Consider the following 13,763-nt stretch of genomic DNA (forward strand, 5'->3'; position numbering starts at 1 on the left):
TGAGTGCACAAGCTGCTGTATGGCATCAATGTCATTGATGGATGGCTCCCTGTGACCGTCATGGTCCTGGCATTGGTGTCGTTGGCGTTCTTGCTCTTGCGGCGGCGCTGGCACTGGTGGGTCTACTGCGTGGTGACCGGTGCTGTGGCCGCCGGGCTTGCCGCACTGTGCGGCTGGCTGGTCATCCATGCCTGGTACTGGTGGCCCGAGGACCTGCCCTTCGATGTGATCGTGTGGGCTGGCGTGGCGTTCTGGGGGATCCTGCTGGCCGTCGGGACGTTCGTCTACCGGCCCTCCTGGTTTCGCCGGCTCCTGGCCCCCGTGGCCGCCGTCGTCATCGTCGTGTTCGGCGGCCTGCAGATCAACGCCTATTTCGGCGAGCTGACCACCGTTGGCGACGTCGTGTTCGGCGCCCCGGCCGTGCCCAAGGGGATTCCGCCATTCCTGCGGAAGCGAAAGGGGCCGGACCCGTTCGAGCGTGCGGCCGTCGCGGCCGGCTGGACTGCACCCAAGGGCGTGAAGGCGCACGGCGTGGTCCGCCAGGTGCCCATTCCGGGCACCCTCTCGCATTTCCACGGCCGCCCGGGGCTCGTCTACCTGCCCCCCGCATACTTCGTCCAACATCGTCCGGCACTGCCCGTGCTCGTGCTCGTGACCGGCCAGCCAGGGTATCCGGGCAACTGGCTCGACTCGGCACACCTGCCGGCGGCGCTGGACAGTTTCGCGGCCGAACACGGCGGGCTCGCGCCCATCGTCGTCATGCCGGACCCGAACGGCAGCGAAACGGGCAATACTATGTGCATGGACACTCGTTTGGGGCATGCCGACACTTACCTGTCCAAGGATGTGCCGAACTGGATCAAGTCCACCCTTGACGTGGACACGAACCCGCGGCATTGGGCGTTTGGCGGGTTTTCCTTCGGGGCCACCTGCGCCGTCCAGATGGTCACGCGCCACCCGGACATCTACCCGACCTTCGTGGCCCTTGCACCCGAGGCGGAGCCGGCCCTGACGGTCAACCGGCAGATCACCATCGACCACGCATTCGGCGGGAATACGGCCGCCTTCGAGGCGCAGGTGCCGCTGACCCTGATGGCCGAACACCGCTACCCCGAGGCCCAGGGCTGGTTTGCGGCCGGGCAGGAGGATGCGGTCTTCACGCACAATGCGAAGGTCTTGCGGGCCGCGGCGCAGAAGGCCGGCATGCACACGGAGATGACCTCCTTCCCGGGGAATCATTCCTGGCTGATGGTCACCTCGGCGCTGCCGTCGTTGCTCGGTTTCCTCGCCAAGCCGCTGGGGTTGGTTGCCCGGTGAATCCCGCGTCGGGTCTGCGACAGGCCGTGGCCGGCCTGCGCCGGATCCCGTTCTCCGCCTCCCTGTCCGTGGCGCTGCTGGTGGCCGGCATCGTCCTGAACACGTTGTTGTTCAACGGCAGCCGGCTGCCGGGGCGCAATGCCGCGTTCCACGCCCATGACCTGCTCACGACCCGGTGGTGGTCCTTCCTGAGCTCCGTGTTCTTCACCGGGAACCCGGCCCAGCTGCTGCTCGCCATCGCGTTCGTGCTTGCCGCGCTCGGGCTGGCCGAGCGGACCATGGGCACCGCGCGCACCGTGGTGGCCTTTTTCGGGACCCAGCTGGCCGCCGTCGTGCTGTTCACGGTGATCGTGGAGATCTCCGACCGGCTCGACGTGGAGTGGCTGGCGAGCATGGACGACGCCGTGATGCTGGGGCCGTTTGCCGGCGTCGCCGGTGCGCTGATGGCGGCCAGCCCGATGATCAGCGTCCTGTGGCGGCGCCGGCTGCAGTCCCTCGCGATCGCCGTGGCGTTGATGCTGCTGCTGTACGTGGGGCACGCGCAGAACCTGCTCGTCCTGCTGGGGGTGCTGTCCGGGCTGCTCCTGGGGCTGGTGTTGGTGCCGCATCCGGGCACGGCGCACATCATCCGATCGTCCAGCCACGAGTCGCGCACAACGCTGGCCATCGTGGTGGCCGTGTTCGCGGCAGGACCGCTCATGGCCGCCATCGCGTACGCCCCGGTGGGCCCGTTGGCCGTGCTGCGCAATGTCATCATCAACCCGCTGCCCACGCTCGCGCAGATGAACCTGGACTGCCCGCCGGGGGTGCGCCTGACGTGCGGGCAACTCATCCATGGGGCTGGCATGGTCGGCCCCGGCCGGCACCTGATGGCGCTGGTGCCGATGCTGCTGCTGCTCGCCTGCGCCGAGGGCCTGCGCCGCGGCTCCCGCATGGCCCTGTGGGTGACGATCTTCGCCCACCTGACCATCGGCGTGGCGTCCTTCGTCTACCTGCAGGTCTTCACGCTGCTCGGGCTGCCGTTGCGCCGCGGCAGCCACACACTGAGCATGAGCTCCTCGGTGATCGAGCTGCTGCCCGTCGTACTGGTGCCGTTCCTCATCGCCCTGGCACTGTTCCTGAATCGCCGGCACTTCACCATCGACGTGGACCCGCAGCTGCGCCGGCGCACCGTGGCCCTGCTCCTGCTGGCGCTCGGCGGCTTTATCGGGCTATACGCCATCGCGTGGTTCGCGGAAGGCAACTACAACGCGGGCACCGGCATCATGGGGTTCGTGGCGGGCCTGCCCCGGCTGCTGCTGCCCTACCCGTTCCCCGTCAGCTACGGCATCGACGTGTATCCGCAGGGGTTCTTCAGCACGTTGCTGTTCAGCCTGGGCGGTGCGGTGTTCTGGCTGTTTTGCGTGCTGAGCGTGCTGCTGCTGTTCCTCAGCCGGCGAATCGGGGAGGGGCCGGCCCGGCATGACCGGGCGACGGCGAAGGAACTGGTCATGCGCGGTGGCGGCTCGCTGTCCTGGATGGCATTGTGGCCCGGGAACTCGTACTGGTTCAACGAAGCGCGCACCGTCGGGGTGGCCTACCAGGCGCACTTCGGCGTGGCCGTCACGGTGGCGGGGCCGTTCGGGGAGCCGGGCGACGTCGAGGGCGCCCTGGGCGAGTTCGCGCACTTCTGCGCCGACCAGTCGCTGACGCCGTGCTTCTACTCGGTCGCGGACGACCACTGGGGCTCGCTCGCCGCCATGGGGTTCCGCCGCGCCGCCGTTGCCGAGGAAACCCTGCTGGACATCCAGGACATGGAGTTCAAGGGCAAGGAGTGGCAAAACGTGCGGACCGCGCTCAACAAGGCCCGGCGTCTGGGCATCAGCGCCCAATGGTTCCACTACAGCCAATTGCCCGCCACGCTGCGCACCCAAATCCATGAAATTTCCGAGGAATGGGTGTCGGAGAAGGCGCTGCCCGAAATGGGGTTCACCCTGGGCGGCGTGCAGGAACTGCGCGACGACAATGTGCTGATCTGCCTGGCCGTGGACGCCGACCAGAAGGTCCACGGCATCACCAGCTGGCTGCCCGTGCATTCCGCCGGTGTCGTGGAAAGCTGGACGCTTGACTTCATGCGCCGCAATAGCGGGGCGTTCAACGGCGTCATGGAATTCCTGATCGCGGAGGCCGTGTCGCACTTCCGCGACCAGACGAAGGTGATCTCGCTGTCCGGCTCGCCGCTGGCGCACACGGAGGGCGTCACGGACGAGCCGCAGGGCCCGGGGGACGCGACCATGCAGGCCCTGCTGCGCCTGTTGGGCCGGGCGTTGGAACCGGTGTACGGGTTCCAGTCGCTGGCCGCGTTCAAGCGCCGGTTCCAGCCGCGGCACCGCACGCTCTACATGATGTACCAGGACCCGTTGGCGCTGCCGAGCATTGGCCGCGCCGTCGGCGAGGCCTACATGCCCAACCTGTCCGTGCGGCAGAGCGCCAAGCTGCTGCGCGAGGTCGTGGGCTAGCGCAGGGCGCTGGGGGCGCCACCGAAAACAGGTTGGGCCCCCGGCATATGCCGGGGGCCCAACCTGTTCGTCGCGATGTCGCTACGGCCTACAGGCCGACGACGCCGGTGGCCTGCGGGCCCTTGGAGCCCTGTCCCACCTCGAACTCGACACGCTGGTTCTCATCCAGGGTCTTGAATCCCGTGGACTTGATTTCCGAATAGTGGACGAAGACGTCGGTATCGGCGTCGTCCGGGGTGATGAAGCCGAAGCCTTTTTCAGCGTTGAACCATTTGACGGTCCCCTGTGCCATCTGAATTTCTCCTCATAAATGAATTGATGCCGGTCCGCACGGTTCATCCGGACCGTTGGTAACAATGCGAGAAGAAACCGGATGCATTGGCGACCAATTCACCGGGTGCCTCACGCCCGCACCGCGTCTGGCGAGCATGAAACACACTTGCACTAAGACTGTTGCCAGCATGGCATGCCCGCCATTGAAGGTCAACGCATGAATGGCAATTTTGGCAACTATTAACTAATTGCGCAGCCATTGGCCGGCGCGCAGGACGTTCAGCAGTTCCAACCGGTGGTCCACGACCAGGACGTCGGCGCGCAGGCCGCGGCGCAGCGCGCCGACCTCATCGTCCAGGCCGAGCACGCCGGCGGGCACGGCCGTGGCGGCGCGGACGGCGTCCAGCAGGCCCACGCCGGCGTCGTGGGTGCGGCGCACCACGTCGAGCAGCGTGGCGGTGCCCCCGGCGATCGAACCGGTGCCCTCGATGGTGGCGACGCCGTCGGTCACGGTCACGGGGGACGGGCCGAGCATGTACGTGCCGTCGGCCAGCCCGGCCGCGGCCATCGAATCGGTGACCAGCAGGACGTTCGCCGCCCCGACCAGGTCGAAGACCGTCAACACGGTTTGCGGGTCGAGGTGGGTGTTGTCGGCGATGAGTTCGACGGCGGCCCGGCCGGCCTTCGCGGCACGCAGGCACGCGGCCACGGGGCCCGGGGAGCGGTGGTGCAGCGGCGGCATGCCGTTGAACAGGTGCGTGACGGTGGGCCGGCCGCTGACGCCGTCGAACCCGGCCCCGTCCAGGCCCTCGCGGGCGCGCGCAAGGGACGCGTCCGCCGTCGGGGTATCGGACTCGGTGTGGCCGAGCGACGGCACTATGCCGTGCGCCGTGAGCAGGTCGACGAGGTCGTCGGCCCCGGGCAGCTCGGGCGCGTACGTCATGGTGGCAATGGTGCCGGCGCCGGCCTCGATGAGGCGTGCGGCCAGCTCCAGGTCCGGTTCGAGCAGGAAGGCCGGATTCTGCGCCCCGCACCGGGCGTGGGACAGGAACGGGCCCTCGAGGTGGATGCCGGCCAGCAGGCCTTCGGTGGTCAGCCGGGCATAGCATTCGATGCCGCGGAGCAGGTCCTCCGGGGCGGCCGTGACCATGCTCGCCAGCAGTGTGGTGGTGCCGGCGCCGTGCAGGAACTCGATGGCCGCGCGAGCCGCCGCCTCGTCGCCGCTGGGGAAATCGCCGCCATGGGCGCCGTGGTTGTGGATGTCCACCAGTCCCGGCAGGAGGTAGCCGTCATCGGGCGCCGTCATGTCCTCCGTGACATCGCCGGGACCGAACCCGGGCTCGTCGAAGTGGACTTCGAGGCCGGCGTAGACGATCCTGTCCCCGTCCGTGGCAACCAAACCGTGGGGGATGATCTTATGGTCGGTGACAACGGTTCCCCGGAGCAGCTTCTTGCCGGCAGGGAGCGTGCCGGGGGTGTCGAGTTGGGTCATGCTCCAAGTCTAGACACTGCGGTTGCTAGAACTGCGTTTGCTAGAACAGGCGGGAGGCGCTGTCGTCGACGCCGCGCAGGGCGTCGTAGTCCAGGGTCAGGCATTCGATGCCGCGGTCCTCGGCCAGCACGCGCGCCTGCGGCTTGATCTGCTGGGCGGCGAAGACCCCGCGTACGGGGGCCAGCAGCGGGTCGCGGTTGAGCAGTTCCAGGTACCGGGTGAGCTGTTCGACGCCGTCGATGTCGCCACGGCGCTTGAGTTCGACGGCGACCGTGGCGCCGGCGGCGTCGCGGGCCAGGATGTCCACCGGCCCGATGGCCGTGAAGTACTCGCGCCGGACGAGCGTGAACCCGGTCCCGAGCGTCTCGATCTGGGCGGCCAGCAGCCGCTGCAGGTCGGCCTCGACGCCGTCCTTGATCAGGCCCGGGTCCACGCCCAGGTCGTGGCGGCAGTCGTGGATGTGCTCATGGATGTTGATGATCAGCCGGTCGTCGGTCTTGGCCGACTGAACCGTCCACTGCTCGACGACACCGTCCTCAAGCTCGGCCTCGTCCGGCTGCCGCGTACGCAACGACGCCGGGGGGCTCATCCAGTTCAGCGGCTTGTACGATCCGCCGTCGGAATGGACCAGGACGGAGCCGTCGGCCTTCACCAACAGCAACCGGGTGGCCAACGGCAGGTGGGCCTTCAGGCGGCCAACGTAGTCGACCGAGCACTTCGCAATCACAACTCGCACCGAACCGACTTTACCGTCTCGGGACCCTCCCGCTCGCGGTGTGCCGGACCCCGCCGGTGGCAATTCCCCAGATCATGCAGATTATGCTGCGGAAACGTGCATTATCTGGGGATGGGGTATTCATTTGACCGGAGTCGGACAGGGCGATCGGCGTGTGGAGGCGGATAGCCGGGACTGTTCGACGTTGCTCAACGGCGGCAGGCAGGCTTTCCCGGCGCCACACTTACACACCGCTCCGGTTGGGTGGATGGTCCAACTGACGACCGCGCCCGCTGCCGGCGTCTGGCGAACCAGTGGACAGTAGGTGTCCGATCTCGAACGAGTGGGCGGTAAATGCTGGTTTCGGGCCGTTTTGCCCGGATTTTCGACATCTGCTGCCCACCAGTTGCGGAACGGGTGTGTCAGGGGCGGACCCGGGCCCGGTGTCCGGGGACGCGGGTGGGGCATGAGCCGTTGGCGCCCGTGCGGCACAATGGTGAGATGCCCCGTAGCAACCGTCCGCGCCGCCACCGTCCTCCCGGAAGCGGGGGCAAATACGGGGCAGAGCCGGCGGAACTGGACCTGGACCGGGCCCGGAACGGGTTCGCACAGCGCCAGTCAGCGCCGGACGGCGAATGGATGGTGCGGCCCGTCACGGCGGGGAACGCGCAGAAGGCGTACACCTGTCCCGGATGCAACCATCCGATCCAGCCGGGCGTGCCGCACCTGGTCGTCTGGCAGGAGGATGCGATGTTCGGCGCCGAGGCCGGCATGCGGGACCGGCGGCACTGGCATGAGAACTGCTGGCGGGGGCGCAGCTACCGGTACCGCTAAGGTGGAAGGCATGGTTTTCGACCCCGCCTCCCTGGCCTTCCACGACTCCGGCGCGCCCGTCGCGGTGCGTGCGGCAACGATCCTGCCGGCCGTGCGGGAGAACATCGAACTGACGACGGCGGACGGGCTCACCCTGGTCGGTGAGCTGGCGGTCCCCGTCGACGGGATCATCCGGGCCACGCTGATCACCCTCCACCCGCTGCCGACGCACGGCGGTTTCATGGATTCGCACGTGTTCAGGAAGGCCTCCTACCGGCTGCCGGCACTGGCCGGCGTGGCCGTGCTGCGTTTCAACACCCGCGGCACCTCATCGCCGCGGGGGACCAGCGACGGCTCCTTCTCCGACGGGGTCGCCGAGGCCGCCGACGTGGCCGCGGCCGTGCAATTCGCCGTGGATCGCGGGCTGCCCAACCGCTGGCTGGTGGGCTGGTCGTTCGGCACGGAGCTGGTGCTCAAATACGGCGCCCTGGCCCCCATCGCCGGCCAGGTTGAGGGGGCCGTGCTGCTCTCGCCGCCGCTGCACAGGGCGACGGATGCCGACCTCGCCGCCTGGGCCGTGTCCGGCAAGCCGCTGACCGTGCTCGTCCCGGAGCACGACGACTACCTGCGGCCGGAGGCCGCCCGCGCGCGGTTCGCGGCCGTGCCGCAGGCCCGCGTCATCGCCGTGGACGGGGCCCGCCACCTGTGGGTGGGGGAGAAGTATGCCGGCCGGGCCCTCAATGAGATCCTTGCGGCCATCGGCTGCCCCGGGACGCCGCTGGCGACGCACTGGGCGGGGCCCGTGGCCACGGCGCCGGACCCTACAGCTTGTCCTGCCGGGCGATGAACACCTCCTTGACCAGCAGCATGACGGCGGCCGCCGTCGGGATGGCGATCAGGGCGCCGAGGACGCCGAGCAGGCTGCCGCCGGCGATGACGGCGATCACGGCCACGGCGCCCGGGACGGCCACCGCACGGCTCATGATGCGCGGCGAGATGAAGTACGCCTCGAACTGCAGGTAGGCGAAGTAGAGCACGGCGAAGCTCAACGCCGCCTGCCAGCCCACTGTCAGCTCGACCAAGATGACGATGACGGCGGCGATCATGCCGCCGACCAGCGGGATGAACGCCATGAGCGCCACGATGAACGCCAGCAGGACGCTGAACGGCGTGCGCAGGACGCTCATCACGATGAACGCGTACAGGGCGTTGGCGACGGCCACGCAGACCTGCCCGATCACGTAGTTGCCCACGCCGCGGGTGATCTCCTCGCCCAGTTCCTCCACCCGGGCCCGCCGGGAGCGCGGCGCCAGCCGGTAGCCCCACATCTTGATGGCCGGCAACGAGGCGAGGAAGTACAGGCTCAACACCAGCACGATCAGGGTGCCGAACAGCGCGTTCGCGATCGTGGAGCCGACGCCCACCACGCCGCCGAAGATGCCCCCGACGGCCCCGGCGTTCTGGAAGAACTTCGCCACCTGGGCGTTGATCGTGTCAATGACGTGGTATTGGGTGTCGAGGCGGTGGAAGAAATCGGAATTCAGGAATCCGGTGATCCAGCCCGGCGCCTTGTAGATCAGCTGCGTGGTCTGATCGATGATCGTGGGGATCAGCGTGGCGAAGAACGCCGCGACGAGGCCCAACAGCGCGGCCAGCACCACGATGATGCCCAAGGGCCGGGGGACCTTGCGCCGCTCCAGCCAGCGCACCACGGGATCGAGGCCCAGGGCGATGAACAGTGCGGCCACGATCCACAGCAGCAATTGGGTCGTGTTCTGCAACATGACGTAGAGGAACAGGGCCACACCGACGCCGACGGTGCCCATGAATCCCAGGTAAATGGGCTTCTGCATGAGTGAAGCCGATCTGCGCTCCTGCGCCGCGGCCGCCTCCTCGGCGGCCGCCTCGGCGTATTCGGCCGGGATCTCGAAGCGGACCCGCGGCTGGGCGCCGGGAATGGGGCGCAACACCTGGTGCAACACCCGGTGCGTCCACGACTCCCGGCCGGCCGGGTCGGGCGACGCCGGTCCGGCTTCGGTCGCGTCCGCACCCGCCGACTCCTCGGGTGCATCTGCCCCGCCGGGCGTCGGATCGGACGGGGGGGCCGGGTCGGGGGTGGAAGTCACGTGCGGGTTCTGCCTTACGTTGCGAGTGGGGCGCGGGCGGGCCCGGCCCGGATGATGGATCCGAGACTACCAGCGCCGCCGCGCTGGTGCCGGAAGGCCGGTGGGTGTGATGATCACCGCAAAAACTGCCCCGATTGTAACGATTCCGTTACCCTTAAGAGTGGATCCGAGTAACTGTCCGCCGATGTTAGGTAACTTCTTGCGTTCAAAGATTGCAATCGTTCTGGCCATTGTGGGCCTGCTGCTGCTGGCTGCGGGCATCGGTCAGCGAACCGTCTGGCTGCCGCCGGAAACGCTGACGGCCACCGCCGCCGCGCCCGCGAAGGCCGTCCCCCTGACGGTGGTCGACCCCGCCGTGCTCAACGCCAAGGACGGCAATGTCACGCTGACTTTTCGGTCCAAGGGCGCCTTCCAGGTCGCCGTCGGCCGGGAACGGGACGTGGCCGGATGGGTTGGTGATGCCTCGCACCAGACGTTGACGGGGCTCAGTGACGACTCCAGGCAAGTCAACACCTCGACGAGCGCCGGCCCGGCCACCGTGCCCAACCCGAGCGGGTCGGACATGTGGGTGAGCCAGGACGGGGGCACCGGTGAGCTGACCTACACCTGGCACGCGCCCGGGCACGGCAATGACTGGGCCCTGCTCGTCTTCTCGGACGGCAAGGCTCCGGCACCGACGGACATCTCCGTGACCACACCCAACGACAACAGCACTCCCTGGGCCGTGCCGCTGATGGTGTTCGGCTCCATCGCGCTGGTGCTGGCCGCGCTGCTGTTCCTGATCCGGCCCAAGGCCGCACCCGAGGGCGGCCGCCGTGCCGCCCGCCAACCGGCCGACCCGGCCGCGGGCACCGTGGCGGTGGACAAGATCGTGGCCGCGCGTGGCAGGGCGAACGCCCCCAAGACGATTGCCGGCACCCGTGTGCCGGCCCGAGGACAGCACGACGGCGGCCCGGCCGTTCCAGCCGACGGTGCCGGGGGCCCGGGGGAGCCTGGCTCGCACTGGCCGCACGCCGACGGCACGACGAGCATCCCGCTGGCCGGCGCCGTGCACGGCCTGGACGGGCAGGAGGCACGCACGAAGCGCGCCAAGGACAACGACTCCGGCAACAACGGCTCGGATGACACCCACCACGACGGCCCCGATGACGGCCCCGACGACAACGCGGGCGGCGGCCCCACCGGCAGCGGTGCCACATCCGGCGACGCGCCCAAGCCCGGCGACGCGCCCAAGAACGAGGACACCGGAAAATCGTTCTTCCATGCCGTGTCCCGGCCCGCGACGTCCCGGAAGGTGCGCTGGGGCGCCGCCGTCGCCGTCGTCCTTGCCGCCGGCGGCATCAGCCCCGCCGTCGCCGCGGACCCGACGACGCCCGCCGCCTCAAGCACTGCATCCAGCACGGCCTCAAGCACTGCTTCCAGCACGGCCAGCCCGACCGGCACCGCAACCCAGGCGACGACCGCCGCCCCCGCCCCCGGCACGACCGTGCTGCTGGACAGCCAGCTGACGCGAATCCTGTCGGCCGTGGCGACGACCGTCGGCACCGGCGACAATGCGAAGAACGCCAAGGAGCTCGATTCCCGGGTGGCCGGTTCGGCACTGGCCATGCGCACGGCGAACTACAAGATCCGGTCGCAGGTGTCCGGCTACGCGGCCCTGCCGCCGGTCGCCAACACGGAGCTGCTCACGCGCGCCGTGACCACGCAGCCGTCCTGGCCGCGCGCCGTCATGGCCGTCACGCAGGGCGACAAAAACCCGCTGCCGCAGCTGCTCACGCTGGTCCAGGCCACGCCGCGCGACAACTACAAGCTCGTGCAGGCGACGGAGCTGCTGCCCGGCCAGACGTTCCCCAAGGTGGACAACCAGGGCAGCGCGCCCGTGCCGGCGGGCGCCGACAACGGGCTGGTGCTCAGTCCCAACAACGCCGTGAGCGCGCTCAGCGACGTGCTGGTGAAGTCCGACAGCAAGTGGAAGGCGTCGTTCAAGGACAGCGTCTTCGTCAAGGCCGTCGCCGACTACCAGGCGGAGTTGAAGAAGACGTCCCCGGACGCGACGCTCGTGTTCAGCCACAAGGCCGACCCGGCATCGCTGCGCACGTTTGCCACCGCCGACGGCGGCGCCCTGGTGGTGGCCGACTACACGTTCGGGGTGGACATCACCCCGAAGACCGACGCCAAGCTGCAGATCGGCCCCGAGGCGGCCGTCTTCACCGGCGGCAAGGAGACGACCAAGGGCTTCGTGCAAACGTTCGCCGAACCGGTCGTCATGTACATCCCGCCCGCCGCGGACAAGGCCCAGGTCACGATCGTCGCGGCCGGGCGCGGGCTCGTCGGGGCCCAGTTCAAGTGACAGCGCCCACGTGACGGCGCCCACGTAAGAGTGTTCACATAACAGTCGGAACGCAGGATCGCGCCGGCGCCCTCCCGGTGCGGGAGGGCGCCGGCGCGCCCGGATAGAGTGGTTTCATGAGCCAGAACAGCGTAAACCCGGCCGCCGGCATCAACCTGCGCGGCGCCGTCGACCTTTCCGCATTGAAGAACCGTCCCGCCGCGCCCGCCGACGCCGGGGGTGCCGCCGGATCCGGTGCGTCCCAGTACGCCGTCGACGTCAACGAGGCCGGTTTCCAGGAACTCGTCAACCTTTCGGCCCAGGTGCCGGTCGTCGTGTCGCTTGGTTCGGGGCGCTCCGCCCAGTCGGCCGCGCTCAACGGCGTGCTCGAGACGCTCATGAATGAGTACAACGGCCGGCTCGTGCTCGGTCGGGTCGACGCGGACGCGAGCCCGCAGATCGCCCAGGCGTTCGGCGTCGCCGTCGTGCCCACCGTCGTGGCGCTCGTCAAGGGGCAACCGGTGCCGTTGTTCGAGGGCGACTTGCCCGAGGAGGCGATCCGCCGGTTCCTGGAGGAGCTGCTGAAGGTCGCCGCCGGCAATGGCGTGACCGGCACGCTGGGCGGCGGCGGCGAGGACACCCCGCCGCCGCTTCCGCCGCTGCATCAGGCCGCCTTCGACGCCATCGAGGCCGGTGACCTGGATGTGGCCGAGGAGGCGTACACGAAGGCCCTGGCCGACATGCCCGCCGACACCGACGCGAAGGTCGGGCTGGCGCAGGTGCACCTGATGAAGCGCACGGCCGTCCTCGACACCGTCCAGGCCGCCGAGGTGCGCACCCGCGCGGCCGGCGACGTGGACGACCTCGAGGCGCAGCTGGCCGTGGCCGACCTGGACGTGTCCGGCGGCCACGTGGAGGACGCGCTCGCCCGGATCGTGACGTACATCGCCGGCCACTTCGGCCCGGAACGCGAAAGCGCGCGCGTGCGGCTCCTTGAGCTGTACGACGTGATCGGGGTGTCCGACCCGCGTGTGTCGGCCTCCCGCCAGGCCCTCGCCCGGGCGCTGTTCTAGCCCGATGCGGGATCAGCACCGGGCGCCGGCCCTTTTCGCACCTTTGCGCCTGCGCGACCTGGTGCTTGCGCACCGCGGCTGGGTGCCGGCCATGTGCCAGTACTCCTGTGACCCGGTTGACGCCCCCGGCGTGCCGCACGACTGGCACCTGGTCCACCTGGGCCAGTTCGCCGTCGGCGGTGCCGCCCTGATCCTGACCGAGGCGACCGCCGTCAACGCGGCCGGGCGGATCAGCCCGCGTGACACCGGGCTGTGGAACGACGAGCAGGCCACGGCGTGGGCCCGGATCGTCGACTTCGTCCACCGGTCCTCGGCCGTGGGGACGAAGATCGGCGTCCAACTGGCCCACGCCGGCCGCAAGGCGTCCACGTACTGGCCGTTCGCCGCGCAGCGCGGCAGCGTCCCGGCCACCGAGCACGGCTGGCAGGCGCTCGGGCCGACCGGCGAGCCGTTCGGCTCCTATGCGGCCCCGCGCGCCCTGACCGACGAGGACATCCGGGCCGTCATCGCCGACTTCGCCGCGGCCGCCGCGCGCGCCGTCCGGGCCGGCTTCGACACGGTGGAGATCCACGGCGCGCACGGCTACCTGCTGCACCAATTCGCCTCGCCGCTGGTCAACACGCGCACCGACGCGTGGGGCGGGGACGAGGAGCGCCGCTTCGCCCTGACGCTGGCCGTGGTCGATGCGGTGCGCTCCGCCGTGCCCGGGGACATGCCGGTGCTGCTGCGTGTCTCCGCCACCGATTGGGTCGAGGGCGGGCTGGACGCCGCCGCCGCCGTCCGCCTGGCCCGGGCGGCGGCCGCCCGCGGCGTCGACCTGGTGGACGTGTCCACCGGCGGGGCCGTGCCCGCCGCCGCCATCCCGGTGGAACCCGGCTACCAGGTCCCCTTCGCCCGGGCGATCCGGGAGCGTGCCGGCGTGCCGACGGCCGCCGTCGGACTCATCGACGACGCCGCCCAGGCCGACCGGGTCATCCGGGACGGGGCGGCCGACGCCGTCCTGGTGGGCCGCGGCGCACTGCGCGACCCGCACTGGTGGCAGCGGGCCGCGCACGAGCTCGGCACGGAACTGCCGTGGGCGCCACAATACGAGCGGGCGGCCTGGTGGCGCTGAAGTCATCCTTTCG

11 protein-coding genes are annotated in these 13,763 nt (G+C 69.7%); 7 read left to right on the top strand and 4 right to left on the bottom strand.

What is annotated here, in order from left to right; all coding sequences use genetic code 11:
* The first annotated feature begins 60 nt into the window (after positions 1-60).
* Positions 61-1,317 carry an alpha/beta hydrolase gene (locus EJC77_RS02145; protein WP_240629678.1) on the top strand — a complete coding sequence of 419 codons (1,257 nt, stop codon included), beginning with the start codon at positions 61-63 and terminating at the stop codon, positions 1,315-1,317.
* Positions 1,314-3,815: a bifunctional lysylphosphatidylglycerol flippase/synthetase MprF gene (locus EJC77_RS02150; protein WP_125609937.1), complete on the top strand. Its 2,502-nt coding sequence runs from the start codon at positions 1,314-1,316 to the stop codon at positions 3,813-3,815. Before EJC77_RS02145 ends, EJC77_RS02150 begins: the two co-directional genes overlap by 4 nt.
* An 88-nt stretch (positions 3,816-3,903) precedes the next feature.
* On the opposite strand, the gene EJC77_RS02155 is transcribed toward EJC77_RS02150, so the two are convergent.
* The 3 genes from EJC77_RS02155 to nucS all read right to left on the bottom strand — a co-directional run bounded on the left by EJC77_RS02155 (position 3,904) and on the right by nucS (position 6,316).
* Positions 3,904-4,107 (bottom strand): cold-shock protein, encoded by a 204-nt coding sequence (locus EJC77_RS02155; protein ID WP_125609938.1) that lies wholly within the window; start codon positions 4,105-4,107, stop codon positions 3,904-3,906.
* 225 nt (positions 4,108-4,332) lie between these two features.
* Positions 4,333-5,580, bottom strand: coding sequence for an N-acetylglucosamine-6-phosphate deacetylase (locus EJC77_RS02160; protein WP_125609939.1), 1,248 nt, complete (start codon positions 5,578-5,580; stop codon positions 4,333-4,335).
* A 40-nt stretch (positions 5,581-5,620) separates the two neighbouring features.
* Complete coding sequence (gene nucS / locus EJC77_RS02165; RefSeq protein ID WP_125609940.1) at positions 5,621-6,316, bottom strand: endonuclease NucS; 696 nt, start codon at positions 6,314-6,316, stop codon at positions 5,621-5,623.
* A 480-nt stretch (positions 6,317-6,796) separates the two neighbouring features.
* Here nucS and EJC77_RS02170 point away from each other — a divergent pair, with 480 nt between their 5' ends.
* Both EJC77_RS02170 and EJC77_RS02175 read left to right on the top strand, forming a co-directional pair.
* Positions 6,797-7,129 (top strand): ATP/GTP-binding protein, encoded by a 333-nt coding sequence (locus EJC77_RS02170; protein ID WP_125609941.1) that lies wholly within the window; start codon positions 6,797-6,799, stop codon positions 7,127-7,129.
* Positions 7,130-7,139: 10 nt separating this feature from the next.
* Positions 7,140-7,955 (top strand): alpha/beta hydrolase, encoded by an 816-nt coding sequence (locus EJC77_RS02175; RefSeq protein ID WP_125609942.1) that lies wholly within the window; start codon positions 7,140-7,142, stop codon positions 7,953-7,955.
* On the opposite strand, the gene EJC77_RS02180 is transcribed toward EJC77_RS02175, so the two are convergent.
* Entirely contained in the window at positions 7,930-9,234 is a 1,305-nt protein-coding gene (locus EJC77_RS02180; protein WP_420820289.1) for an AI-2E family transporter, read from the bottom strand. The two genes, EJC77_RS02175 and EJC77_RS02180, sit on opposite strands and share 26 nt — an antisense overlap.
* A 199-nt stretch (positions 9,235-9,433) precedes the next feature.
* Here EJC77_RS02180 and EJC77_RS20255 point away from each other — a divergent pair, with 199 nt between their 5' ends.
* The 3 genes from EJC77_RS20255 (at position 9,434) to EJC77_RS02195 (ending at position 13,750) form a co-directional block, all read left to right on the top strand.
* Positions 9,434-11,584 (top strand): relaxase family protein, encoded by a 2,151-nt coding sequence (locus tag EJC77_RS20255; protein ID WP_164520281.1) that lies wholly within the window; start codon positions 9,434-9,436, stop codon positions 11,582-11,584.
* A 116-nt stretch (positions 11,585-11,700) separates the two neighbouring features.
* On the top strand, positions 11,701-12,636 hold the full coding sequence (locus tag EJC77_RS02190; RefSeq protein ID WP_125609943.1) for a tetratricopeptide repeat protein: 936 nt from the start codon (positions 11,701-11,703) through the stop codon (positions 12,634-12,636).
* 4 nt (positions 12,637-12,640) lie between these two features.
* The gene (locus EJC77_RS02195) at positions 12,641-13,750 is read left to right on the top strand and encodes an NADH:flavin oxidoreductase/NADH oxidase (protein WP_125609944.1); all 1,110 of its coding nucleotides are present in this window, start codon (positions 12,641-12,643) and stop codon (positions 13,748-13,750) included.
* Positions 13,751-13,763 lie beyond the last annotated feature (13 nt).

Source organism: Specibacter cremeus (genome assembly GCF_003946885.1).
GTDB lineage: Bacteria > Actinomycetota > Actinomycetes > Actinomycetales > Micrococcaceae > Specibacter > Specibacter cremeus.